The 25,103-nt window shown below is 63.6% G+C and carries 23 protein-coding genes; 11 read left to right on the forward strand and 12 right to left on the reverse strand.

The genetic code is table 11. The features are described from left to right. The first annotated feature begins 62 nt into the window (after window positions 1–62). On the forward strand, window positions 63–755 hold the full coding sequence (locus FA04_RS25305) for a glutathione S-transferase family protein (protein ID WP_029742732.1): 693 nt from the start codon (window positions 63–65) through the stop codon (window positions 753–755). 20 nt (window positions 756–775) lie between these two features. On the opposite strand, the gene FA04_RS25310 is transcribed toward FA04_RS25305, so the two are convergent. From FA04_RS25310 to phnF, 3 genes are all read right to left on the reverse strand, one after another. Beyond that, a complete protein-coding gene (locus FA04_RS25310; protein WP_029742731.1) occupies window positions 776–1,402 on the reverse strand; it encodes a hypothetical protein in 627 nt (208 codons plus the stop codon). Window positions 1,403–1,435: 33 nt separating this feature from the next. Further along, complete coding sequence (locus tag FA04_RS25315) at window positions 1,436–2,830, reverse strand: selenium-binding family protein (RefSeq protein WP_034800094.1); 1,395 nt, start codon at window positions 2,828–2,830, stop codon at window positions 1,436–1,438. Window positions 2,831–2,999: 169 nt separating this feature from the next. Further along, window positions 3,000–3,749: a phosphonate metabolism transcriptional regulator PhnF gene (phnF, locus tag FA04_RS25320; RefSeq protein ID WP_029742729.1), complete on the reverse strand. Its 750-nt coding sequence runs from the start codon at window positions 3,747–3,749 to the stop codon at window positions 3,000–3,002. A 90-nt stretch (window positions 3,750–3,839) separates the two neighbouring features. Here phnF and phnG point away from each other — a divergent pair, with 90 nt between their 5' ends. Genes phnG through FA04_RS25335 form a run of 3 tightly spaced genes read left to right on the forward strand, consistent with a single transcriptional unit; the run spans window position 3,840 to window position 6,028 of the window. Further along, entirely contained in the window at window positions 3,840–4,307 is a 468-nt protein-coding gene (phnG, locus tag FA04_RS25325) for a phosphonate C-P lyase system protein PhnG (RefSeq protein WP_034800093.1), read from the forward strand. Next, a complete protein-coding gene (gene phnH / locus FA04_RS25330; RefSeq protein WP_034800092.1) occupies window positions 4,307–4,915 on the forward strand; it encodes a phosphonate C-P lyase system protein PhnH in 609 nt (202 codons plus the stop codon). The genes phnG and phnH overlap by 1 nt, the downstream gene beginning before the upstream one ends. 3 nt (window positions 4,916–4,918) lie before the next feature. Continuing rightward, complete coding sequence (locus tag FA04_RS25335; protein WP_034800091.1) at window positions 4,919–6,028, forward strand: carbon-phosphorus lyase complex subunit; 1,110 nt, start codon at window positions 4,919–4,921, stop codon at window positions 6,026–6,028. Between the two features lie 26 nt (window positions 6,029–6,054). Here FA04_RS25335 and FA04_RS25340 read toward each other — a convergent pair whose 3' ends face one another. Next, entirely contained in the window at window positions 6,055–6,249 is a 195-nt protein-coding gene (locus FA04_RS25340) for a hypothetical protein (protein WP_034800090.1), read from the reverse strand. Between the two features lie 44 nt (window positions 6,250–6,293). Between FA04_RS25340 and FA04_RS25345 the strand changes: the two genes are divergently transcribed. Genes FA04_RS25345 through FA04_RS25360 form a run of 4 tightly spaced genes read left to right on the forward strand, consistent with a single transcriptional unit; the run spans window position 6,294 to window position 9,267 of the window. After that, on the forward strand, window positions 6,294–7,172 hold the full coding sequence (locus FA04_RS25345; RefSeq protein ID WP_034800089.1) for an alpha-D-ribose 1-methylphosphonate 5-phosphate C-P-lyase PhnJ: 879 nt from the start codon (window positions 6,294–6,296) through the stop codon (window positions 7,170–7,172). Beyond that, a complete protein-coding gene (gene phnK / locus FA04_RS25350; RefSeq protein WP_034800088.1) occupies window positions 7,169–7,945 on the forward strand; it encodes a phosphonate C-P lyase system protein PhnK in 777 nt (258 codons plus the stop codon). The genes FA04_RS25345 and phnK overlap by 4 nt, the downstream gene beginning before the upstream one ends. Before the next feature lie 3 nt (window positions 7,946–7,948). Beyond that, entirely contained in the window at window positions 7,949–8,656 is a 708-nt protein-coding gene (phnL, locus tag FA04_RS25355) for a phosphonate C-P lyase system protein PhnL (protein ID WP_034800087.1), read from the forward strand. Continuing rightward, window positions 8,653–9,267 (forward strand): DapH/DapD/GlmU-related protein, encoded by a 615-nt coding sequence (locus FA04_RS25360; RefSeq protein WP_034800086.1) that lies wholly within the window; start codon window positions 8,653–8,655, stop codon window positions 9,265–9,267. Before phnL ends, FA04_RS25360 begins: the two co-directional genes overlap by 4 nt. 54 nt (window positions 9,268–9,321) lie before the next feature. On the opposite strand, the gene FA04_RS25365 is transcribed toward FA04_RS25360, so the two are convergent. The 8 genes from FA04_RS25365 to FA04_RS25400 form a co-directional block, all read right to left on the reverse strand. Continuing rightward, window positions 9,322–9,966: a DUF922 domain-containing Zn-dependent protease gene (locus FA04_RS25365; protein ID WP_051659533.1), complete on the reverse strand. Its 645-nt coding sequence runs from the start codon at window positions 9,964–9,966 to the stop codon at window positions 9,322–9,324. 140 nt (window positions 9,967–10,106) lie between these two features. Then, entirely contained in the window at window positions 10,107–10,631 is a 525-nt protein-coding gene (locus FA04_RS25370; protein ID WP_034800084.1) for a DUF992 domain-containing protein, read from the reverse strand. Between the two features lie 336 nt (window positions 10,632–10,967). After that, on the reverse strand, window positions 10,968–12,686 hold the full coding sequence (locus FA04_RS25375) for a dihydroxyacetone kinase family protein (protein WP_034800083.1): 1,719 nt from the start codon (window positions 12,684–12,686) through the stop codon (window positions 10,968–10,970). Window positions 12,687–12,699: 13 nt separating this feature from the next. Then, window positions 12,700–13,638 carry a sugar phosphate isomerase/epimerase family protein gene (locus FA04_RS25380; RefSeq protein WP_034800082.1) on the reverse strand — a complete coding sequence of 313 codons (939 nt, stop codon included), beginning with the start codon at window positions 13,636–13,638 and terminating at the stop codon, window positions 12,700–12,702. Window positions 13,639–13,726: 88 nt separating this feature from the next. Then, the gene (locus FA04_RS25385; RefSeq protein ID WP_034800081.1) at window positions 13,727–15,265 is read right to left on the reverse strand and encodes a tripartite tricarboxylate transporter permease; all 1,539 of its coding nucleotides are present in this window, start codon (window positions 15,263–15,265) and stop codon (window positions 13,727–13,729) included. 137 nt (window positions 15,266–15,402) lie between these two features. Next, the gene (locus FA04_RS25390; protein ID WP_034800080.1) at window positions 15,403–15,903 is read right to left on the reverse strand and encodes a tripartite tricarboxylate transporter TctB family protein; all 501 of its coding nucleotides are present in this window, start codon (window positions 15,901–15,903) and stop codon (window positions 15,403–15,405) included. Window positions 15,904–15,964: 61 nt separating this feature from the next. Then, complete coding sequence (locus tag FA04_RS25395; protein ID WP_034800079.1) at window positions 15,965–16,951, reverse strand: Bug family tripartite tricarboxylate transporter substrate binding protein; 987 nt, start codon at window positions 16,949–16,951, stop codon at window positions 15,965–15,967. Between the two features lie 75 nt (window positions 16,952–17,026). Beyond that, complete coding sequence (locus FA04_RS25400) at window positions 17,027–18,070, reverse strand: 4-hydroxythreonine-4-phosphate dehydrogenase PdxA (RefSeq protein WP_034800077.1); 1,044 nt, start codon at window positions 18,068–18,070, stop codon at window positions 17,027–17,029. 204 nt (window positions 18,071–18,274) lie between these two features. Here FA04_RS25400 and FA04_RS25405 point away from each other — a divergent pair, with 204 nt between their 5' ends. The 3 genes from FA04_RS25405 (at window position 18,275) to FA04_RS25415 (ending at window position 25,091) form a co-directional block, all read left to right on the forward strand. Then, window positions 18,275–18,961, forward strand: coding sequence for a GntR family transcriptional regulator (locus FA04_RS25405; protein WP_034800075.1), 687 nt, complete (start codon window positions 18,275–18,277; stop codon window positions 18,959–18,961). A gap of 467 nt (window positions 18,962–19,428) precedes the next feature. Beyond that, window positions 19,429–23,085 (forward strand): FecR domain-containing protein, encoded by a 3,657-nt coding sequence (locus FA04_RS25410; protein WP_034800073.1) that lies wholly within the window; start codon window positions 19,429–19,431, stop codon window positions 23,083–23,085. Next, window positions 23,085–25,091, forward strand: a complete 2,007-nt coding sequence (locus tag FA04_RS25415) for a CHASE2 domain-containing protein (protein WP_082936565.1) — start codon at window positions 23,085–23,087, stop codon at window positions 25,089–25,091. Before FA04_RS25410 ends, FA04_RS25415 begins: the two co-directional genes overlap by 1 nt. The last annotated feature ends 12 nt before the right edge of the window (window positions 25,092–25,103 follow it).

The raw sequence follows: 25,103 nt of genomic DNA on the forward strand, positions 1-25,103 counted from the left end.
TGGCGGTGTCTGCCGCGGGCGAGCCGCCGCCAGTTCAACGACGATCAACCGGGAGGAATGCCATGTCCGCAATCCAGCTCAACGTGATCAAGCCCAGCGTCAACAACATGACCGCGCGCGTGTTCCTGCGCGCAGCCAAGCTCGATTTCAGTGAAAACGATGTCTACGGCCAGACGCGCTCGCCCGAATATCTGGCACGAGCGCCGTCGCATCTGACACCGATGATCGAGACCGCGGACCTGCCCAGGGGCGCGCTTTGGGAAAGCTGCGCGATCATGCAGTACCTTTGCAACAAACATGGGCTTGATGACTTCTACCCGAGGGAACCCGAAGCACGCGCGATGATCGACAGCGCCATGTTCTACCTGATCGGCACCTTCTATCCCTACCTTGCCCGCGCAACCTATCCGGCGCTGAACTTTCCGCTCTACGCGGGCGAAGTCGGCTGCAGCGATGCCGATGCGGCGACGAAGGAGATCGCCCGGAAGGCAGCGGTTGCAGCCCTTGCCGAACCGCTCGACGTATTCCGCGCTTTCTACATTGGCGACAAGCCGTTCATCGGTGGCGCCAAGCCCTCGATCGCCGATATCCGGCTCGCAGCAACGCTCGAGTTCCTGGCCGCGATCGACTATGACCTGCCGGACTGGGCAAAGACCTACATGGCAAGCATCGAAAGAACGCTCGGGGCCGCCTATGCCGAGCCCGCCGCCGATGTCCGCGGCTATATCGCTTATGTAAAATCGCAGCGGCAATAGCCTGGCGGCTGCGATGCAGATCATTGAATGAGGAGTGCGACGCCGGTTGCTCCGAGGGCGAGCGTCCAGAGGCGATCGAAATTGATCCAGGCGGAACGCAGGACCGCAAGGTCGAACCAGGTGAAGACGGCGAGCGCCAGCACCGCGGTCACCGTCAGCATTGCGATGCTATGCACTGCAACGGCGGCGAGCGAGACCGGCAGCGAACTTGCCATCGCCAGTTCGCCGGCGTGACCTGCAAGACAGAGACTGAGCACCGCCGGCACCAGCATGAGGCCGGCCCCATGGCTCGTCGCCATCAGGAATGACCAGACCGCAAGTCCCGCCATGCCGGTCCGCATTCCGATCCGGACGCGGTGGCGATGGCCATGAATGGCGGTGTAGCCGGCGGCCCCCAGAATGAGCACGGCGGCCGCGATCCTGAATGTGTTCGGATCCAGCACCGAGCCGAATGCTGCGACCACCGCCAGCACGGTCGCGACCGAGATCGCGTGACCAACCGCAATGGGTGCGAGGGACAGCCAGACGACCCGGCTGCTCTGGCGATGAAGTCCGAGCGCAACCGCAAACAACCAGCCCATTGCCGGGTTGAGGCCGTGAAAGGCACCGAGGCCGGCGAGCGAGAGCCATGGCCAGACCGTCGTCATTCGCCGTGACCCGGCTGCACCGCGGCTCCCTCCTCACGGATAACAATAGGAATCGGACGAGCAGTCGCCGCCTTCGAGACGAACCTGATGGGGTCGATGACCCTTTGGCCAGTCGACGAAGAAGTTTTCGTCGAAGGCGATCCCGCCACCATCGGCGACATCGAGCTTGACCATCCAACCGTCGATGCCTTCGGGATAGAACTGCGGGTCGATGGCGCCATAGAGCGAGTTGGTGAAATAGACCCGCTTGCCGTCGCGGCTGATTTCCACCATCTGCGGCCCACCGTTGAGCGCACCGTTCTTCGCCTTCGGATGGCTCGCACGCGAAACGATGCCGCCGATCCTGACCCGCCCCGTTTCCTTCGGTGCGAAGGGGTCGGACACGTCGTACTGGATCATGTCGCCGGTGCCCCAGCAGGAAACGTAAAGGAAGCGATCGTCCATCGACAGGTCGATGTCGGTGACGAGCGGCGCGACCGCACTGAAGCCTTTCAGCACCGGTGGCAACAGATCCGGATCGGCCGGTTCTGCCGGGATCTCGATCACCTTCTTCACGGCCCATCGGTCGCCGTCGCGATACCAGGTCCAGATCGACGCCGAGAGGTCCTTGAGGCTGATGACGCAGCCGACGAAACCGTAGGCCTTGGTCGGATCGTGGGCCGGGCGCAGTTCGAAAACGAGCTGGTGTTCCTCGCCGAAGTCGATCTCCTGCACGTGCTTGCGTTTGTGCAGGTCCCAGAAGTGCAAGCGGCGGCCGTATTTCGAGCCAAGCAGCACCTCCGGCACCAGCCCGTTCTCGAAAGTATCGGGCGTGCCCCATTCGCTGGTGATCATCGTGTCGTGGCCGAGGTGCCACCAGAAATCATAGGCGAGCTTCTGCGGCCCACGGTCCATTTCCCACTGTCCGAGCACATCGAAGCTCTGATGGTCGAGCAGGAAAATGCCGCCGGGCGCCTTGCCGTCTCGATCCGCAAGCGCGTTGACGTAAATGCCTTCAGGTCCGCAATGGGTTGTGTGCAACCGCGAATAATTCGCCTTCTCGGCGATTTCCGCGGGCTCGATCACCCGCACGATCTTCGGATTGCGGGGGTCCGGCTTGGTGTCGATGATATGGAGACGGGAGGAGCGCAGGCCCGGCACCACCAGGTAGCGACGCTCGACATGTGGATGCGGTGCGTTGGGGCACAGGCACGAGGAGCAGGCGTTCCAGCCGAAATGGTGCAACTCGTCCCCGACATTCGGCATCTCGACCTGCCCGACGATCTGCGAATAGCTTTGCGACGCCGGATCCACATCGACGACGGCGATCGCGTCCGGCCTTCTTCTGTCCGGATCGAAAGCCGCCACGTAGGCGAGCGTCTCCTTTGGAGCCTTGGCCGCCATGCGCGGTGATGGATAGAAGGAAGGATCGGGTCGCCACGTCGCCATTGCCATTCTCCCCCTTAGAGAATTCCCGAATGCGCGGTGCTGATGCAGGCTCCGGTCATGCGGCAAAAACGCGTCGGAAATACGGCCTTTGCCTTATTTCCGGACAGGGATCGGAACGCTTCTGGTTGAGCGAGACGTCATTGCGACCGGCAGGGGCGGCCTGACGGCCTCAAGTCTCGATCCGCAGCTTCATCCGGTCAGCGGCAAAGCGGCTACGGGAATATTCGATCGGCTTGCCGTCGAGATCGGCGTTGATCGACTGGGCTTCGAGCACGATTGCGCCCGGCGAGAGCTTCAGCATCGCAAGCTCGTCGGCGTCAGCGTGCCGGGCGACGATCTCCGTTGAGGCGCGTACATAATCATCCAGACCGTGGGCTGCGAAGGCCTTGGTGACGGAGTGCAGCTGTTCGAATTCTTCGGCCATGCGCGGGAAGCGATGCGCCGGATAGTAGCTCGAGGATACCGAGAGCGGTCGACCATCGCCGCTGCTGACGGTTCTGAGTTCGATCACTGGATCACCGGGCCTGATGGCAAGCGCGCTCGCCACTTCGCCCCTTGCCGGCAATTCCGTGTGGCCGAGCAGCCGCGAGCCAATTTCCTTCACCTGGTGGCCAAGACCTTGCGAGAAGCGCGTGCGCTTTGAAATCGGATAACTCACCCGCTCCTTGCGCTCGATCATCGTGCCGCGCCCCTGGACGGGACGCACCAGCCCTTCTTCGGCCAGCGCCGCCAGCGCGCTTCTGACCGTGTGCCGGTTGACGCCGAACTCGCCCGCAAGCACCGTTTCCGGCGGCACCATGCCGGTCGCGTCATAGTCGCCATTGCTGATCGCCAGGCGGATCCGGTCGGCAATCTGCCGCCAGAGAGCGACGCCGGTCTGGCGCTCCACCACTTTTCGCGCTGCCGTGTCTTTTCGCATTGGCATGTCACAAGCCTGTCATTTGCCGACGTTATGAAAAAGTATAAGATGTATAGTTGTCTAGATCAATAGACATTTGAGGTGAAAATGATGGACGCGAAAGTGAAGCAGGAAAGCCCGCCGGACCCGGCGCGCAAGGAGGCCATGCGGTTGCTCGCCCAGGCAACGCTCGCCGAACTCAAGGACGCCTGGAAAGCGCTCGCAGACCAGCCCGAGGTTTACCCGGTCCGAGGCCCCGAGACCGGCCTCGTCATGGTGCGCGGCCGCATCGGCGGCGGCGGCGATCCCTTCAATCTCGGCGAGGCTACGGTGTCGCGCGCCACCGTCCGCCTTTCCACCGGCGAAATCGGCCACGGGCAGTTGCTCGGAACCGACAAGGAACGCGCCCGGCTTGCCGCCATCTTCGACGCCCTTGCCCAGCGTGACGGCGACAGGGCTAAGGTCGAGGCCCTACTTGGAAGCGTGGCCGACCGGCTTGCCCAGGAAGAACGCCGCAAGGCGGAAGAAACCGCGGCCACCCGCGTGGACTTTTTCACCATGGTTCGGGGAGACGACTGATGGCCAGCCAATCGCAGATTTACGCCGGCGCCTTTGCCGATCCAGTCTTTGCCGCTCAGTCCGTCTTCCGCGACCTGATGGACGGCTTTGCCCGTCCGGGTACGATCAAGCGCCTCGAAGCGACGAGCACGCCTCCGGCTCCGCTCGCTACGGCCGCAGGCGCCGTAGCGCTGACTCTGTGCGACCATGACACGCCCGTCTGGCTGACGCCGGCACTTTCCAAATCGGCCGTTCCGCAGTGGATCGCTTTCCACACCGGTGCTCCGCTCACCACCAGCAAGACCGACGCGCGCTTCGCCTTCATCGAAAAGGGCGCCGCCTTCCCCGGCTTCGACCAGTTCTCGCTTGGCACGCAGGACTATCCGGATCGCTCGACGACACTCGTCATCGAAGTCGAAGCGCTGAGCGGCGGCCCTGCGCTGACCGCCAAAGGCCCCGGCATCAAGGACGTGACGGAGATTGCGGTGAAGGGGCTGCCGGACGTCTTCCTCGAATTCTGGACCGCCAATCGCGCGATCTTTCCGCGCGGCGTCGATCTCGTGCTGACGGCCGGCGACAAGCTCATCTGCCTGCCGCGCACCACCCGTCTTTCGCTCAAGGAGGCGTGAGCCATGTATGTAGCCGTCAAGGGCGGGGAAGCCGCCATTGCCAATGCCCACCGCCTTCTCGCCGATCGCCGCCGTGGCGACCGTAGCCTTCCCTCCATCACCATCGACCAGGTGGTCGAGCAGCTCGGCCTTGCGGTCGATAGAGTGATGGCGGAAGCCTCGCTCTATGACCGTGCGCTCGCAGCCCTTGCCGTCCGCCAGGCGCGCGGCGACATGATCGAGGCGATCTTCATCCTGCGCGCCTATCGCACGACGTTGCCGCGCTTCGGCTACTCCGAGCCGGTCGATACCGCCGACATGAAGGTCGAGCGCCGCGTGTCGGCGACCTACAAGGATCTGCCCGGCGGACAGCTTCTGGGCCCGACCTTCGATTACACCCACCGCCTGCTCGACCCATCACTGATCGCCGACGAAGCGGTCGAAGAACCGGCAGTCAAGGAGCCCGGTGAGCATGTGATGCGCGTCTCCGACATTCTCGACGGCGAAGGCCTGATCGAGGGTGATGGCCAGATGCCCGAGGGCCATGTCATGGGCGACCTTACCCGCGAGCCGATGGAGTTTCCGATGGCCCGGGACCTGCGACTGCAGGCGCTTGCCCGCGGCGACGAAGGCTTCCTCTTGGCGCTCGCCTACTCCACCCAGCGCGGCTACGGCCGCACCCACCCATTCGTCGGCGAAGTCCGCATCGGAGAAGTGGAAGTCGAACTCGATCTGCCGGAACTCGGCTTTGCCGTCTCACTCGGCGCGATCCGCGTCACTGAATGCCAGATGGTCAACCAGTTCATGGGCTCGGCCAAGCAGCCGCCGCAATTCACCCGCGGCTACGGCCTCGTCTTTGGCCAGAGTGAACGCAAAGCGATGTCGATGTCGCTGGTCGACCGGGCACTGCGCACTGACGAGTTCAGCGAGGACATCGTCGCACCCGCCCAGGATCAGGAATTTGTCATCTCGCATGCAGATAACGTTCAGGCTACCGGCTTCGTCGAGCACCTGAAGCTGCCGCACTATGTCGACTTCCAGGCCGAACTCGATCTCGTGCGCCGCATGCGCCGCGATTACGAGGCCGCGAATTCAGGTGAAGCACCGAAGGTACAACGGGAGGCGGCCGAATGATCGGGCATACCGCCAGCCCTAGCGGTTCAATCGCCGCCGCCATCCCCGCCACCACAATCGCCGCCGTCACCGGCATAGACACCACCGGCGTCGCCACCTCCGTCGTTCTTGCGCGCCCTGCTCTCCGTCTCGCGCTGCGGCCGGCGGGCAATGCCGAACAGGCCGGCAACCGCCGAACACAGCACGAAGATCCCAATCACCCAGACGAAAATCTCGCTCAAATCCTGGCCTCATCAGCGGTCGACACACTCAAGGGTAATCAGCGATGAACGACCTTGCTACCTATAATTTCGCCTATCTGGACGAACAAACCAAGCGCATGATCCGCCGCGCGATCCTGAAGGCGATCGCCATTCCCGGCTACCAGGTTCCATTTGCGTCGCGCGAAATGCCGATGCCCTACGGCTGGGGCACCGGCGGCGTCCAGGTCACCGCCTCGATCCTCGGTCCGCAGGACGTCTTGAAGGTCATCGACCAGGGCGCCGACGACACAACCAACGCGGTTTCCATCCGCGCCTTTTTCCAGAAGGTCGCCGACGTTGCCGTCACCACCCGGACGAAAGACGCGACGATCATCCAGACGCGCCACCGCATTCCGGAGGAAAAACTCTCGGAGGGACAGACGCTCGTCTACCAGGTGCCGATCCCGGAACCCTTGCGCTTCCTCGAGCCGCGCGAGACCGAGACGCGGAAGATGCATGCGCTCGAGGAATACGGGCTGATGCATGTGAAGCTCTACGAGGACATCGCCCGCAACGGCCATATCGCCACGACCTACGCCTATCCGGTCAAGGTCGAGGGACGTTACGTGATGGACCCGTCGCCGACGCCTAAGTTCGACAATCCGAAGATGCATATGTCGGAAGCGCTGCAGCTCTTCGGCGCCGGTCGCGAAAAGCGGATCTACGCTGTCCCGCCCTATACCGAAGTCGTCAGCCTCGATTTCGACGACCATCCCTTCGAGATCCAGAGCTTCGACAAGCCCTGCGCGCTCTGCGGCGCCGAGGACGTCTATCTCGACGAGGTGATCCTCGACGACAAGGGCGGACGCATGTTCGTCTGCTCCGATACCGATCATTGCGAAGACCGCCGCGCCTGCGGCCATGCAGGTCACATGCTTGCCCGAAAGGAAGCCGCAGAATGAGTACGCTCCCGCTTTTGAAAGTGAACGACGTCTCGAAGTTCTACGGAAGCCGCATCGGCTGCCGCAACGTTTCCTTCGAGCTCTATGCGGGCGAAGTGCTCGCCATCGTCGGCGAATCCGGCTCGGGCAAGACGACACTTCTGTCGTGCCTCTCGACCCGTCTGATGCCGACCTCCGGTATCGTCGAGTACCACATGCGCGACGGTCAGTACCGTGACCTCGCCCGCATGGGCGAAGCCGAGCGCCGCTTCCTGATGCGTACCGACTGGGGCTTCGTGCACCAGAACCCGGCCGACGGCCTGCGCATGACCGTGTCTGCCGGCGCCAATGTCGGCGAGCGGTTGATGGCCGTCGGCGATCGCCACTACGGCAACATCCGCGCCACCGCCAGAGACTGGCTGGAGCGGGTGGAAATCGGCATCGACCGCATCGACGACCAGCCGCGCGCCTTTTCGGGCGGCATGCGTCAGCGCCTCCAGATCGCCCGCAACCTCGTCACTTCCCCGCGCCTCGTCTTCATGGACGAGCCGACCGGCGGCCTCGACGTCTCGGTTCAGGCGCGCCTGCTCGATCTCGTGCGCGGCCTCGTGCATGACCTCGGGCTTGCCGCCATCATCGTCACCCACGATCTCGCCGTCGCCCGCCTTCTTTCACACCGCATGATGGTGATGAAGGACGGAGCCGTCATCGAACAGGGGCTGACCGACCGCGTGCTCGACGATCCGCGCGAGCCCTATACCCAGCTCCTCGTCTCCTCGATCCTGCAGGTGTAAACCATGGCCACGCCCCTTGTTGTTTCCGAAGTCGCAAAAAGCTTCACCATGCATCTGCGTGACGGTATCCGCCGGCCGGTCGTCGCCAACGTCTCCTTCTCGGTGAAGGCTGGCGAATGCGTCGTTCTCGGCGGCCCCTCCGGCGTCGGCAAGAGCTCGATCCTGAAAATGCTCTACGGCAATTACGGCGTCGACGAAGGCCAGATCCTGATGGATCACGACGGCAAGCTGGTCAATCTGGCAACGGCCGAGCCGCGCACGGTGCTCGAAGTCCGGCGCACGACGCTCGGCTATGTCAGCCAGTTCCTGCGGGTGGTGCCGCGCGTCTCCTCCCTCGACATCGTCGCCGAGCCGCTGCAGGCCCGCGGCATGCCGCTCGAAGAGGCCCGCACCCATGCGGCCGAACTGTTGAACAAGCTGAACCTGCCGCGCGAACTCTGGAGCCTGCCACCGGCGACCTTCTCCGGCGGCGAACAGCAGCGCGTCAACATCGCCCGCGGTTTCATCACCGACCACAAGATCCTTCTGCTCGACGAGCCGACCGCGTCGCTCGACGCGAAGAACCGGGCGGTCGTTGTCGAACTGATTGCCGAGAAGAAGGCCAAGGGCACCGCGCTGATCGGCATTTTCCACGACGAGGAAGTGCGCGACGCCGTTGCCGATCGCATTCTCGACGTCTCGGCCTTCTCGCCGCGAAAGGCTGCCGCATGAGCCAGAAGCTCGGGCTCGAGCCCTTTATCCACCCAACGGCGAGCGTCAACAATTCGACGCTCGGCCGCTACACCGAAGTGCAGGAGCGCTCAAGGCTCGACGAGGTCGAGTTCGGCGACTACTCCTACATCATGCAGGACGGCTCGATCTGGTGCGCAACGATCGGCAAGTTCGTCAACATCGCAGCCGCCGTGCGCATCAACGCCACCAACCACCCGACCTGGCGGGCGACGCTGCATCACTTCACCTATCGCGCGCCGAACTATTGGGACGATACCCAACTCGACCACGACCTTTTCGCCTGGCGGCGCTCGAACCGGGTGACGATCGGCCATGATGTGTGGATCGGCCACGGCGCCACCATCCTGCCGGGCGTCACTGTCGGCAACGGTGCTGTTATCGGCGCCGGCGCAGTCGTCTCGAAGGACGTCGAGCCCTACACCATCGTCGGCGGCGTGCCCGCCAAGCTCATCCGCGCCCGTTTCAACGAGGGCGTCGGCGAGCGGATGGACGCGCTCTCGTGGTGGGACTGGGACCACCAGCGCCTGCGCCGCGCGCTCGACGATTTCCGCGAGCTGACGGCCGAAGAGTTTTTGGTGCGTTATGCGTGAGTGATACGGCGCCGGGCAGAGGTTCGGCGCCTTTCCGAGCTGAGAACGAGCCGGTTACGGCCCGTTGACCAACTTCAGAATCAACTGGTGAATATTGCCGCCATCGGTCAACTCGACCTGGTCGAAGTCGCGGCTGCGCTGGCGCTGCGTCTGCGAGAGCGCGCCGAGGCGCTTGGTCATGACGGTCCTGATCTTGCGGCACTTCGGATCGTCGGGAACAGTGAGGCCCAGCGTCGCCTGCTCGATCGCGCGGACCATCTCCTTGATGAAATCGCCGTGCACGAGTTCGTGCTTGCGCACGCCGTCGATGAAGATGTCCCAGTTTTCGCGCGTGCCTGAAGGCAGCGGCCTTGCCGGTTTCGGCAGGGTGTAGGTGATGATCAGTTTCGGCTTTGCCACCGCCAGCACGCAGGCACCGCCTTGCTCTTCATATTTTCGCGTCCAGGTCAGCTTGAAGTTGGTGTGTGCGATCGCCCTGCCGATTCCGGCTTTCGGACCTCGTTCGCCGATCGAGGCGTAGAGCTCGGCACCCGTCTGCCCGGTGATTGTGTAGAGCGCTTCCTTTTCGACCGGCTGCCATTCGGCAGAGGCGAACCGCGGCCCAGACGCAAGGCAAAGGGCAACGACGCCCAGGCAAAGGCTTTTGTTCAATCCAACCCCTCGAAGTTCGCGCTGTCGGCGCACGATTCCTGGCCGCATTCCTTAAACGCGAATCGGCCAATGGCAACAGGCCAAAAAACAAAGGCACCGCGCGCCGTCTCCAGCGTGCGGTGCCTTTGCGTCTTACCCGGTCTTTTGACGCCCCGTTGTGGGAGGGGCAACGGGCCGCCCAAACGACGTTAGTTGACGGCCGTCAGCGTCATCGACGTGCCGGTGGCCGCGAGGTTCAGGCCGATCTGGCCGGTCACGCTGATCGTCTGCAGGTGGATCGAACCGGAGGTGCCGCCGACGAGGATGTTGGCACCGATACCGGCGCCGACGGTCGCTTCCGCCGTTGCCCCCTGGTAGAGACCGCCGAGCGAACCGCGGTGGTAGCCGGCGGTCGGTGCGAACACGGCCCAAATCAGGCGGCTCTGCGTCGTGAAGCCGACATCGACGCCCATCTTGCGGATGGCGCCGGAATAGTGGTCGGAGGCTTCAGCACCCATGGTCGAGCGGAAGACGCAATCGACTTCCTTGGCCGAGCCGAGCACATAGCCGACACCGCCAGCGATGTTGCAATCGAGGTAACCAATCTTGACGCCGTTGCTTGTGTCGGGCTCGGGCTGCGGTTGAACTGTCGCGAGATCGGCTGCGTTTGCGGCGATCGCGCCCGCGAGAACCAGAGACGCTGCGGACACCTTTACGGCAAAACTCTTTTTCATTCTTGTCTCCTTCTCGGAACGTCAGAAATGATTGTCATTTGACCGGCGGCACACGAACTCAAGCACATAGCGCACGCTGCAGGAAACCAAAGCCATAGCCCGCGATCGGGCAATTCCGTGGCAAGCTTTTAGCAGACGATAAAATTGGTCGGGTTTCCCCAACAATGACTGCAGATTGTGTTGAAAAAGCCACGGAATGGCCGGGCCCGGGCAGTCTGCGACGCTCATGCGCGGCAGCGTGTGGCGGCGCCGATTGGCGCGGGGCAATGCAGCGGTTACACGGGGGGAGGTTCCGATCGGGCGACGGCGCCGCCCGATCGGAGGAGATATCGTTTCTTAGGCCTTTGCGGCCTGCGCCAGGACACCGGCGGCAACGCGTGCCGTCAGCGCCAGAGAAACGGCGCCGGCGTCCGGATGACCGATGCTCTTTTCCGCAAGCGGCCGTGCCCGGCCGAGCTTCGGCGTCAGGCTCGAAGTGGCTTCGGCCGCTTCGGTCGCAGCCTTTGCCGCCGCCTGCCATGCCTCGATCAACGGCTTTCCGGCGGCAAACGCGCGCTCCAGGGTCTCGACGAAAGGCACCAATGCATCGACAAGGGTCTTGTCGCCGACACGGGCGCGGCCGAGGCGGGTCACGCCATCGAGTGCACGGCGGGCACCGTCGACAATCGCGGCATCGGTCGGGGCTGCATCATCGTTGAAGGCATTGCTCCAGGCGCGCAACAGCAGGCCCCAGATCGCGCCCGACGTGCCGCCGGCCCGGTCCGCCCAGGCATCGCCCGCCACCGCCAGAACGCTGGCGGCGCCTGCACCCGCTTCAACCGCCGCCTTCGCGGCATCGTTGGCCGCGGCCGAACCGCGGCGCATGCCCTGTCCGTGGTCGCCGTCGCCGGCAAAGGCGTCGATGCGACCGAGTTCGTCTTCCGCCTGCTTCAGCGCCTCGGCCATTTCGCCGATCAGCCGCGCAATGCACGCGCCGCTCTGACGGGAGGTCTCGGAAGCCGCTGCGAAGGAAATGGCGTCCTCGTCATCCTTGAGCGTGTCCGTCGCGGGCTCGGTGGCGATGATCGCCCCCTTGCGCAGGGCCGGCGCATCGCAAGCCGCGCGCCAGTAGGTCTCGAGCTCGTCGTTCAGCCACATCAGCGTCAGCGAGCAGCCCTGCATGTCGAGGCTGGTGACGAATTCGCCGCATTCCGGATCGACGATCTCCAGGCCAGCCGCCTTCAGTTCCTTTTCGATCGCAACCCAAAGCACGAAGAGTTCTTCATACTTGGTCGAGCCGAGGCCGTTCAGAAGCGGTGCGACCTTGCGCACATCCGCCGGCCGCTCGGCGAGCAGTTTGCCGACGAGCAGCTTCGCGAACTCAGTTGCCGAAACCATCTTTTCTTCGCGGATACCCGGCTCGCCGTGGATGCCGAGACCAAGGGCCATCTCGCCCTTTGGAACGGTGAAGAGCGGACCCTTGGCGCCCGGAAGCGTGCAGCCGCCGAAAGCCACACCGAAGGAGACGGTGCGGTCGTTGGCAAGACGGGTGACGCGCTCAACTTCGTCGAGATTGAGGCCCGCTTCCGCAGCGGCTCCAGCAACCTTGAAGACCACGAGGTCGCCGGCGATGCCGCGGCGCTTGGCCGGGGTTTCGGCAGAGGCGCTCGCCACGTCGTCCGTCACCGGCACGATCCGCACGTCGATGCCTTCGGCGCGCAGCCGCTCGGCGGCAACGCCGAAGTTCAAGACGTCGCCGGCATAGTTGCCGAAGCCAAGCAGCACGCCGCCGCCCTGGTCAGCCACCCGGCAGACGCGGGCAACTGCCGCGGTCGAAGGTGAGGCGAAGACGTCACCGGCCACGGCCGCATCCGCCATGCCCGGGCCAACATAGCCGGCAAAGGCCGGGTAGTGGCCGGAGCCGCCGCCGACGACGACGGCGACCTTGCCCTTCGGCACTTTGGTCGAGCGCACGACGCCGCCCTTCACGAGACGGACGTTGCGCGCGTAGATCGAGCTGAATCCGGCAAGCGCGGTCGTCGCAAATTCTTCCGGTGCGTCAAAGATTGTGGTCATCGCGTCTCTTCCCTTAGTCGCGAGGCAGAATGCGCCTCAGATAGTCCCGGTTGGCGGCGCTGACGGAGAGCCCGTCGCCACCGTAATGCTCGCAGAGAAACGGGCTGTCGAAGCCATGCGCCAAGGCCATACGGATCGCCGCCCGATAGTTGATGACGCCGAATTCCAGCGGCGCCGGATGGGTGACCACCAGCCCCGAGGTCTCATCCTCGGTGCGGTAGTAATTCTTGACGTGCCAGTATTTGGCGAAGGGTGCAACCTTGGCCATCATCGGCTGCCAGTGCTCGACCGGGCGGTGAAGGCGCACGAGATTGCCGAGATCGGCATTGATGCCGACGTTCGGCAGGCCGACATCGGTAACGAAGCGCACGGCGCTGTCGGCCGAGCCGATATAGGTGTCCTCGTACATCTCGAGCGCCAGCTCGATGCCGAGTTCCTCGGCATGGCGACCAAGTTCGCGGATGCGCTGAACCGCTTGTCTCCAGACCGCGGGGTCTTCCGGGTTCTTGACGCCGTCGACGGTCCAGAACCAGAGCGCTTTCTTCTGCGCGTCGGTCAAAGGCCCGAAGAAGCCGAAGGAAACGGAGCCGGCGCCGATGGCCGCAGCCGTGTCGATGACCCGATGTCCGTAGGCGAGATATTCGTCGCCATGCTCCGGATCAATGACGCTACGCCGCGAAGTCGAGATCGCCGGCATGGAAAGGCCAAGGTCACGCGTCAGCTTGACGAAGTCATCGCGCCGCGCGGCCGGGAGGTCGGCCAGCCGGATCCAGCTGTCGGTCGGGTCGAGCTCGGTGAAGCCGGCGTCGACGACATCGGCGAGTGTCTCGGCCCATTGCTCGACCGACTGATCCTGCACGGAGCTGCCGTCTGCTAGCACGTTCGGATACTGGATCATCGCGGCCGCGATCGGCCAGGTTTCACGGGTCCATTTGCGCGATGGGTTCGCCATGGTTTTCCTCACTTATTTTGCGACGCAGCCTATAAGCAGACCGCGCCGCGCTTTTCCGATGCGCTTGTTTTGAGGTGCGGCGGCTCCGTCAAGCCGCCGCGCTGCCGTCGCCATGCGGCGTGGCCGCATCTTGCTTGCGCTTGCGGACCAGGCCGACCAGCCCGAAGACAAGCGGCGACAGCAGAAGGGCAAGAGCAAGCGCCATCAGAGAGGAAACCAGCGGGTTTGACCAGAAGATGTTCAGGGTACCGCCGGAAAGAAGCATCGACTGGCGGAAGGCGTCCTCAGCCTTGTCGCCGAGCACCATGGCCAGAACCAGTGGCGCAAGCGGGTAGTCGAGCTTCTTGAAGACGTAGCCGAGTACGCCAAAGCCGATGACCATGAAGATGTCGGAGACCGAGTTTGCCACCTGATAGGCGCCGGAGAAGATGACGGCGACGATGATCGGGCCGATGATCGCAAAAGGCACGCGCAGGATCGAGGCGTAGAGCGGCACGGTGGCGATCACCAGGAAGACGGCGACGACGTTGCCGAGATACATGGACGCGATCAGGCCCCAGACGAAGTCCGGCCGCTCGGTAAAAAGCATCGGGCCGGGGGTCAGGCCCCAGATCATCAGGCCGCCCATCATGACAGCCGCCGTTGCCGAGCCGGGAACGCCGAGCGCCAGCATCGGCAGCAGCGCCGAGGTACCGGCCGAGTGGTCGGCGGTCTCGGGTGCGACGACGCCGCGCGGGTCGCCCTTGCCGAACTTCGACTTGTCGCGGGCCGAGCGACGGGCAACGCCGTAGCTCATGAAGGAAGCCGCGGTCGGGCCAGCGGGCGTGATGCCCATCCAGATGCCGATGATCGTCGAGCGCAGGATCGTGAACCAGTAGCGCGGGATCTCGACCAGCGTGCGACCGATCTCGACGAGCTTGACGCGCGCCTTAATGCCTTCGAAGCGCAGGCCCTCTTCCGTCGTCAGCAGCAGTTCACCGATGCCGAAGAGCCCCATGACCGCGATCAGGAAGCTGACGCCCTTGATCAGCGTCGGGATATCGAAGGTCAGGCGCAGGTCGCCGGAGATCGTGTCCATGCCGACGGAAGCAAGCGCGAAGCCGAGCATCATCGAGACGAGCGTCTTGAAGGGCGATTGCGCGCCCATCGAGATGAAACTTGCAAACGCAAGGAAGTAGACCGCGAAGTATTCCGGCGACGAGAACCGCAGTGCGAAGTTCGCGACCCAGCCGGAAAGCAGTGTGATCATCACGACGCCGGCCAGCGCGCCGATGCCGGCGGATACGAAGGCGAGCGTCAGCGCTCGGCTCGCCTGCCCGGCTTTCGCCATCGGATAGCCGTCGAACGTGGTCGCCACCGACGAGGGTTCGCCGGGAATGTTGAACAGGATCGATGTGGTCGATCCGCCGAAGAGCGCCCCCCAGTACATGCAGGAGAGCAGGATGATGGCGGAGATCGGGTCCATCGAGAAAGTCAGTGGCAAGAGCAGCGAAACGCCGTTCGGCGCGCCAAGGCCGGGCAGCACCCCGACCAGAATGCCGAGCGTGACGCCGATCATCATCAGCAGGATATGGTTCCAGCTGAGGATGTGGCCGAAGCCATCGATCAGAAGACCGATATTTTCCATGTCATTCCTCCCGGGGCTTAAAGCACGTCACGATCCTTGAGGCTCGCTCCCCGCGCTTTAAGTCTTTAATTTTTTTGCTTGTCGTTAGCGCAAGACCGCTGTGCGCGCTTACGCGACATGCCCTTGAGCGGTCGGGATCAATAGATCCCGAACCAGGCCTCGATCGGTCCCTTGAGCAGGGGAACCTTGAAACCGAACTCGAATACGATGAAGAAAAACAGCGAAACGGCGATGCCCGACGGCAGCGCGATCCACCATTTGTAGCGCCCCTGGAAGAGCATGGTTCCGGCGATATAGAGCGCCGTCCCGACATAAAGGCCGAGCCAGGCGGATACGCCGGCAAAGACAACCAGCGGCAGCAGGAACGATGCCACCACCTTGGCGCGGTGACCGTCGATGAAGATCTCACCGGACCCGCGATGTTTCACGAAGGCGTGGATCGCATTGGCGACGCTTCCGAGAAGGATCAGAAGCCCGACATAGAAGGGAAAATAGCCGGCTTCGGGACCGAATTCCGTCCAGCCCGCGCCGATATCGAGAGATCCGTAGCAGACCGCAGCACCGAAGGCGCCGGTCAGTGCGGCAACACCAAGCTCAACCGCGAAGCGGGAGACCCCATTCGCACCGTTCTCGCTCATGATCGTGACCTTTCAAAGCGAATGACGGGCGCCGGATGGCACCCGTCCCGATCGTCGCCTGTTAGTTGGCGAGCCAACCTTCGCGCTTCAGCACTTCGCCGACAGCAGCGCCATCCATTTCGATGGCGGCCTTGAAGTCGTCGCCGGCGATGTAGGCGGGCGACTGCGACGTGTCGGCCAGGTACTTCGCCCATTCCGGCGTTTCCGAAACCTTGCGCATCAGGTCCGCATAGAACTTGACCACATCCTGGTCAACGCCGGCCGGCAGCCAGACGGTGCGCGGCATGGAGTAGTTGTCGATGGCGATGCCCGAATCCTTGCAAGTGGGGATGTCGCTCCAGGCCTTGTCGCCGGCAACCTTGGTTTCGTTCGAAAGCTTGACGCTCTTGAAGACGCAAAGCGGCTTGACCATGCCGGCCTGCCACTGGCCAAGGTTTTCGCTCGGGTTGTTGACGTTGGCATCGAGGTGCTCGCCGGCGAGCTGAACGGCCGCTTCGCCGCCGCTCTTGAACGGGATGTAGTTGATCGTTGAGCCGGTCGTCTCGTTGATCATCGAGGTCAGGATCTGGTCGACGTCCTTCGACTGGCTGCCGCCGATCTTGAGGCCGCCTTCCTTCGCCTTGGCGGCAAAGTCGGCAGCGGTGTTGTAGGAGGCCTTGCCGTTGACCCAGAGAACGAACTCGTCGGAAGCAAGCGCCGCAACCGGCGTCAGGTCTTCAGCCTTGTAGGGAACCTTGGCGCGGACCGGCAGCAGGTAGGCGTTGTTGGTGCCGAATGCCAGCTTGTAGGCGTCGCCCTTGTTGGTCGCCGTGTAGACGAAGCCTTCGGCGCCGCCGGCGCTGCCCTTGTTGGTGACGACGACCGGAGCCTTCATCAGCTCGTACTTGCCGATGATCGCCTGGATCGTGCGGGCGAAGATGTCGGTGCCGCCGCCGGGGCCGGCGGTGACGACGAATTCAACCGGACGATCGGGCTCGAAAGCGGCGGCCGGAGCAGCAACGCCGAAAACGGCTGCCATGATGCATGCGATGGAGACGGTATTCTTCATGCGGGTCCTCCCGTTTTTGTGGTTCTGCGGCGCAAGACCTCCTCCTGCGCCGTTATTGCTTGAAAGCGTGCGAAATCAGGCAGCAGCCTTGAGAGCCGCCTTTTTCTTCGCCATGCGCACTGCCAGAAGCAGCGCTTCGCGGCTGGCGCCGACGTCGGCAATACCCTTGCCGGCGATGTCGTAGGCCGTGCCGTGGGCCGGCGTGCAGAGCGGGAACGGCAGGCCGCCCATCATCGTCACGCCCTTGTCGAAGCCGATCAGCTTCATCGCGATCTGGCCCTGGTCGTGGTACATGGTCATGACGGCGTTGTAGCCTTCCTTCAGGGCGCGGCCGAAGACTGTGTCCGCCGGGAACGGGCCGTCGACGTTGAAGCCGCGCGCCTTGGCCTTTTCGACGGCCGGCTCGATGATGTCGATCTCTTCCATGCCGAAGCTGCCGCCGTCTCCGGCGTGCGGGTTGAGCCCGGCAACAGCAATCTTCGCCTCGCTGTAACCGGCTTCCTTGAGGCAGCTCTGGGTCAGCTCGAGCTCGGCAAGGATCGCCTCGACTGACAGGTTGTCGGCCACTTCCTTGATCGGAATGTGCGAGGTGACGCGGGCGTTCCAGACCTTCTCGAGAACGTTGAATTCCCGGACCTTGCCCGTGAAGTTGAGAACGTCGGAGACGAAACGGATCTCGTCGTCGTAGCCCGGATAGGCAAAGCGCATCGCCTTCTTGTTGAAGGGCGTGAAGCAGACTGCTTCCGCCTTGCCGGCATGCGCCAGCTCGAGCGCTACGCGAAAGTTGCGGGTCGCAAAGGTGCCGCCCGCAAGCGTCGCCTCGCCGCGAACGACGTCGGCCGGATCGAGATGGCCAAGGTCGACGAACACGTGGCACTCGGTCCCGACAGCGTCGAGGTCCTCCAGGGTCGAGGATGCAAGGTCGAGCGTGACGCCGGCAATGCGGGCGCCTTCATCGAGGATACGACGATCGCCGATCGTGATGATGTGGGCAGCCTCACGAATATCGGAAAGCGCCAGCAGCTTTGCCGTGAGCTCCGGGCTGATGCCGGCCGGATCGCCCATAGCGAGCGCGATGACAGGACGCGCGCCGTTAGCGGCTACACCGTTGGTCGTCATGAGAGATGTCCTCCACTTCATTCTTTCGAGAGCCGTCATACGTTATTCAAAATTCTGCATCAAGTCTTTTGTATTCTGTATGCAGCATTTTCTGTTGACGATATCGGGGGCCGTCTCCATGCTTTAATGAGACAGCGCTGATTCAATTGGCGCGAACGGGAACAGACGGCCGACACTTCAGTCGCCAGATGCAGAAGCGAAACGATGAACGAAATTACCTCTCTGGAGAAACGCCCCGAGGGCGGCCCCGGCCCGATCCGACGCACTGCGCTGCACGACACGCTGGTCACGCATCTGCGCGACATGATCATCGAGGGTGATCTCTCGCCCGGCACGCGTCTGCATGAAGGTCAACTCGGCGAGCAGCTCGGCGTTTCGCGCACGCCGCTGCGCGAAGCCATTAAGTATCTGGCGAGCGAAGGACTGGTGGAGCTCGTTCCGAGCCGCGGCGCCGTCGTCAAGCGTTTCAGCGCCAAGGACGTGCGTGACATGCTGACGGTCTTGCAGACGCTGGAAGAGCTTGCCGGCAAGCTCGCCTGTGAAGCCGCCAGCGACGCCGGCATCGCCGAAGTGCGCGCGCTCCACGACGAAATGGTCTCGCGCTACAAGGCCGGTGACCGGCTGCAGTATTACAAGCTCAATCAGCAGATCCATTCGGCCATCGCCCAACTGGCGGCAAACGCCGCCTTGGCGGATATGCATGCGATCTTGCAGACGCGGCTGAAGCGCATTCGCTTCATCGGCCACGAGGGGCCCGAAAAATGGGCAGCGGCCGTTGCCGAGCATGAGGAGATGATCGTCGCGCTCGAAGCCCGCGACAAGGCAAGGCTTTCCGAAGTTCTCGGTCGGCACCTCATGAATGCCTGGGAACGGGTGCGCGCCGCGGTGTAGGCGACGCTCCAGCTTCGGCGCAAGTGAGCCCCGCGGGCGCACCTTCTGTCAGAACTTCGAACAGGCGTTCGCAACGGCCTCGGCATCTCCCGCGGCCACCTGCTTTTTCCCCGCGCGAATTGCGTCGCGCGGTACCGGGGTTTGCGGTCAGCGCCTTTCCCGAGACATCCAGGCTCGAGAGCTTGGAGAGCAAGCCCTGCGTCCCCAGCAGACGCGCCAGCCACCGAGGGAAGCCGACGGCAGTTCGACGGCAGGTTCAGGGACGACACACTCGCGTGCAACAGTGAAGAATCCGTCCGCCACCAAGCAACGGCAGGCGATGGCAGCGTCGCTGTCCGCCTGGTGTTACAGATTTGCCTCCCGAACAATCTGCATTGCTTGGAAAGCAATTAAGGATATTCGATTTCAATTGACTTTAACCTGATCGAAATTCACTGAATCTACGTGGGGCGGAGACAGGAACGAAGATGGGGCAGCAACGGCTTCGGGGACTGCTTGCGACAGTGGCAATCCTCTGTCCAGGCGCAAGCATGGCAGAGCCGGTTCAAAGAACACCGCCCGTCGCCGGATCGGTGATTGCCCGCAAATCCGGTGAGGAAGTGCGCTTCGTCGACGTTTCGAGCTGGCGTTTCGTCGATCTCGCACAGGACCTTTTGTCCGGCGATATCCTGCGCACTAATGCGACCGGGGCGCTGGCGGTGCTTTTCTCCGACCACACCCAGATCCGGCTCGGCCGCAACACGGCGTTGCGCGTCAAACGCATGGGCACAGGCAGCGATACCAATCTCGAACTGCAGTCAGGCACGATCTGGGCACGGGCGGAGCGTGGCGGCCAGGGCCTGACGATCGACACGCCGGCGGCAACGGCTGCCATTCGTGGCACCGACTGGACACTGACGGTCGCCGGCGACACGACCTCGCTGACCGTGCTTGAAGGCGTGGTCGAACTCAGCAACGAACTTGGCAGCGTCACCGTGAAACAGGGCGAAGGCGCCGTTGCCGCCATCGGGAAAGCGCCGACCAAGATCGTGATCGTGACGCCGAAGGACCGCGAACAGATGCTCTTCCATCTGTCTTTACGCGACGCCTTCGCGCTCATGCCGTCAACCCCGCTTAAGGTGCGCGACATGCGCAATGAGCGCGAACGGATCGAAGCCCGGCCGGAAGCGTCGCGCTCGGCCGAAGACTGGCTGACACTCGCCGAAATCCAGCTGCGGTTCGACGGGCGAGCCCAGGCCACAGCCGCCCTTCAACAGGCCCGACGCCTCGGCCTCAATCGATCTCAAGCCGCGCGCGCCTATCTCGTCGAAGCGCTGATTGCCGGTTCTGAAAACCGCTACGGCGATGCGGCACAGCTGTTCGAGAAGGCAGCCCCCGGGCTCGACGCCGACCGCCGCTCCGTCGCGGCCTTTGGCGGCTATTTCGCACGCGCTCTCGCCGACCCGGACCGGATCGAGCAGCCGCCATCTCAGGCGACAGGTGCCTATGGTGCCTTCGCTGCGGCCTGGACCGCGGGCTTTCGCACCGATATCCGCGCAGCGATCGAAACGATCAAGAAGGCGGAAAGGCGATATCCGGACGATCCGTTCCTTCCAGCCGCCCGCGCGCAATTTGCAATGCTGCTCGACGATCGAGACGAAACGCGCGCCGGTATCGAAAAGGCGCTTGCGAACGATCCCGACGACCCGACCGCACTGGAATCGCGCGCCAAGTACCGCTTGCTCATTGAAAACGATCGAATAGGCGCGCTGGCGGATCTCGAGCGCGCTTTGGAAATCACGCCGGGCGACCCGTCGCTGTGGAACTGGGTGGGCCTGGCAAAAAGCGAGCGGGGCGACAATCGCGGCGCCGAGAGAGCATTCCAGAAGGCCGTGGAACTCGATCCGGCCGATCCGCTTTACCACGCCAACCTGGCCTATCAGTACCTCGATGAAATGCGGCTTGCGGAAGCAAAGCGCGAGATCGATACGGCACTCGCGATCGATCCTTCCTTCGACCTCGTGCTCGTCGCCCGCGGTCGGTACCATTTGCAGAACGGCAACCTGGACAAGGCGATCGACGACCTCTTGGCCGGTTCGACGGCCAACCCCGCCTATTCCAACGCGCAATTGCTGCTCTCGGCGGCGCATTATGAAAAGGGAGACCGCCTTCCGGCGGCACAGGCCCTCGACAATGCCGACCGGCTCGACCCGAACGACCCCGTCGTCGCGACCGTGCGGACCGCGATTGCGATCGACGAATACGATTCCGATGCGGCGATCCGCTATGCGCAGGAGCTTATGCGGCGGACGCGGGCGCGCGGCGGCGAAAGTGCTCCGCTCGGCGCCAACCAGGATGCCGGATCGACGCTCAACGACGCCTTCCGCCTGCAAGGCCTGAACGCCTGGGGGCAATATTACGGCGATGTGGTCTTTGATCCGTTCACGGGATCGAGCTATGTCGACCAGGCGATCCGCGGCAGCGTCAATCCGCTGTTCAACACCTATGATTTCGATGGCAGCCCCGTCGTCAACACCGCCAATCCGCAGAGCTTCTCCGCCTTCTTCCAGGGGCTGCTGATCGAGCCGCACATGCTGGCAAGCCGCGAGCGCACGGCCAATCTCGTCCAACGGCCGTTCTTCGAGGCCGCGGTCGCAGGCGGCATCATCGCCGACAGCGACCATGAGGGCGGGATCGGCGAAGCGGAACTGCGCGGGCTGACGTTCTCGCCCTTCCCGATCAGCGTCTACGGCAATCTGCATTGGGAAAAGCCGCGCGATACGATCGATATCGGCAATGGCCTGGCGATCGAGCGTGAAGCACGCCTGCTTGGCGGCAATGGCTATGTGACGGCCTCCCCGACGCCGGATGACAGGGTCGTGGCCTATGCCAACTACGGCGATCTTGATGATAGACGCAGTATTTTCGATATCCCGGATCCCCGCGCGGCCCCTCTGAAGCTCGACGGGCTGAGCGACGACGATTCCTCGCGGCTACTCTCGGGCGTGGCGTGGAGCCATACCTTCGGATACCGCAATATCGCCAATGCCGCGTTCTTCTTCTCCGATCAGAATACCACGGAAAACGAGCGGATCCGGCTCACGGACCCGCGCTTTCCGGACCTTGCCACCAGCCGGAGCGAGGACAAGCAAAGAACCTATATCGCCGCCATCAATCACCTTTACGGTGACGGCGATTTCACCTGGCGCTACGGCGTCGAAGGCGGCGTGGTAAAGTCATCGAGCGCGTTCGACATTTTTGACCCGCTGGGCGTCAGCACCGGCAGCAGCAATGCGCCCGTCATCGCGTCCGGTTCGACGTCCGCCACACAGACGGTCGCCAAGGCTTACATCGACACGATCTACGAAATCACGCCGGACCTGAAGACGGAAGGCGCCCTCTTTGCCCGCTATATCGAAGGCGTCAACGACGGCGATGTCAGGCTCGAACCGAAAATCGGCATCGCCTGGGCGCCGGCCGAAGGGCATTGGCTGCGGGCGGCAGCCATGCGCGATGGCCTCAACTTCGACGTCGCCACCCTTGCGCCGATCGGCATCGTCGGGCTGCAGCCGAACCAGCTGCGCTTCGGCGCCGAAGGCTATGCCGATACGCTGGCACTGCGTTGGGACGCGGAGTGGAACAGCTGGTTCTTCACCGCGCTCGACTACCAGCACCAGGAGGTGCGGCAACTCGCGCTCGACATTCCGCTTTCGACCACCAGCCTTGCGTATGCCAAGGTCGGGCTCGACCGGGTTGCGGCAACGGCGAACTTTGCCATCGGCCACGGCTTCGGCCTCTCCCTGACCGCGGCCCACACGGAAGCCGACGTTAAGGAACACACCGGCAGCCAGCCCGGCGAACTGCTGTTCGTGCCGGAAAACACCGGCCAAGCGGCGCTGACTTGGGTCAGCACGGCGAACGTCAAGACGACCGTTGCCGCCAACTATGTCGGTTCACGACCCGGCGGGTTAAAGACGCTCGACGACTTCTGGACGCTCGACGCCGCCTTGCAATGGGAACCGTTCGACAAGCAGATCGAGGTGGATCTGGCAGCCTTCAATCTGCTCGATGAAGATTTCGAGCTGGGCAATGGCCTGCCGGGTTGGGGACGAACGTTCAAAGGCACGATCAAAGTGCGGTTCTGATGGAGGAGCGCGTCGCCGTGCAGGCATCGAGCGGTCGGTCCGGACAATGGGACAGCCCCCGCTTCCTGCAACGGCGGTTGAAACTTCTTGCGCTTGCGGTTTTCGTCGCCATCGCGCTGTCGCTGGCGACCTTGACCAATGCCTGGCGGCTGAACGAGTTGCGCAGCTTCGACTACCTGTCGACCATCGACGGCCCGCCGCTGCCCGAGGACAGCCCGATCATCGTCGCGATCGACGAACCGTCGATGGCCGAAATCGGGCGCCAATGGCCCTGGCCGCGCGCCCTGCATGCGCGCCTCATCGAGGCGCTGCGCAAGGCCGGCGCACGCGCCATCGGCATCGACGTGATTTTCGCTGAACCTTCGGCCGATGCCGCCAACGACGAGGCGCTGGAAAAGGCGCTCGGCGCGGACGTGGTTCTTGCCGGAGACCAGACGCTGGTGGAGGCGCCGCAGGCCGACCAGTTCGTGCGCACCGAGCCGCTCGCCCGCTTCATCGCAAAGGGCGCCTGGACCGGGATCGCCTCCGTCAGCCTCAGCGGCGACGGAACGTTGCGCGCCGTTCCCGACTATCCGGACGGATTTGCCGCCGTGCTCGCGGCAATCGCCGGCGCAAAATCGCACGCACCGCCAAAGGACGCGCTGATCCAGGTCTTCGGACCGGCGCGGACCTATCCCACCGTCTCCTATTACCAGGCGCTCGATCCCGACAATTTCCTGCCAGAAGGCATGTTCGAGGACCGTGTCGTGCTCGTCGGTCTCAGCCTGCAAAATGCGCCATCGATCGCCGATGGCGGGGCCGATGCCTTCACGACATCGGATACCGTACATTCGAACAAGCTCGTTTCCGGCGTTGAGATGCAGGCTACCATCTACGACAATCTGGCCCATGAGCTTTTCATTCAGCGCGCTGCAAGACCGTATGTGGTTGCCGCCATTGCGCTGGCCGCGATGCTTGCGGCCTTTTCGGTGCTGCGGACGACCGGCTGGCGCACGCTTGCCTATGGCGCCGTCGCCATCGGCCTGATCATCGCCGCCAGCTATGCCGCGATGCGGCTTGGCCACGTCTTTCTGTCGCCGCTTGGGCCTGGGCTTGCGTTCCTTGCCGTGACTGCCGGCCAGGCCGGGCTCGACTATGCGGAGGAACGCAAGAAGCGCCGCGAAATCACCCGCGCCTTCCAGCAGTACCTCTCCCCTGCCCTTGTCGAGCGCCTGGCGAAAGACCCGTCACACCTGAGGCTCGGCGGTGAGCGGCGAACGCTGTCGATCCTCTTTTGCGACATCCGGGGCTTTACCACCATCGCGGAGGAAATGAAGGAGGACCCGGAGCGTTTGACGGCACTGGTCAACCGGCTGCTGACGCCGCTTTCGGAAGCCGTTCTCGAACAGGGCGGTACCATCGACAAATATATCGGCGACTGCCTGATGGCCTTCTGGAACGCGCCGCTCGACGACCCCGAGCATGCCGTGCATGCAGTCGGGGCGGCGCTCGACATGCTTGCGCGGCTTGAACGGGTGAACCGGGAACTCGAAAGCGAGGCGAAACGGGAACGCCGACCGGCCCAAACCTTGAGGATCGGCATCGGCATCAACACCGGCGAATGCGTCGTCGGCAACATGGGCTCGCACCAGCGGTTCGACTATTCGGCCCTTGGCGACGCCGTCAATCTGGCCTCGCGCCTCGAAGGCGCATCGAAGGACTACGGCATCTCCCTGCTCCTCGGCGAGGAGACCGCGCGTCTCGTCGAAAAGACCTTCCCGATCGCCGAACTCGATCGCATCACCGTCAAGGGCCGCACCGCCGTGTCGCCGGTCTTCACCGTCGCCGTCGGCGCCAGGAAGGACGCGATCGAACGCCACCAGGCCTTCGTACAGGCCAAATATGACGGCACGCTTCGAGCTCATGACGCGGTGTTCGACCAGTTGAAGAGCGCCCTGCCGCCACTCGCGCGCTACTACGAAAGAGAGCGTTCCCGTCTCGATACGTCGCGACGGGAACCGAAGTGAGCCGCCACAACC

The sequence above is a fragment of the Ensifer adhaerens genome (assembly GCF_000697965.2).
GTDB classification, from domain to species: domain Bacteria; phylum Pseudomonadota; class Alphaproteobacteria; order Rhizobiales; family Rhizobiaceae; genus Ensifer; species Ensifer adhaerens.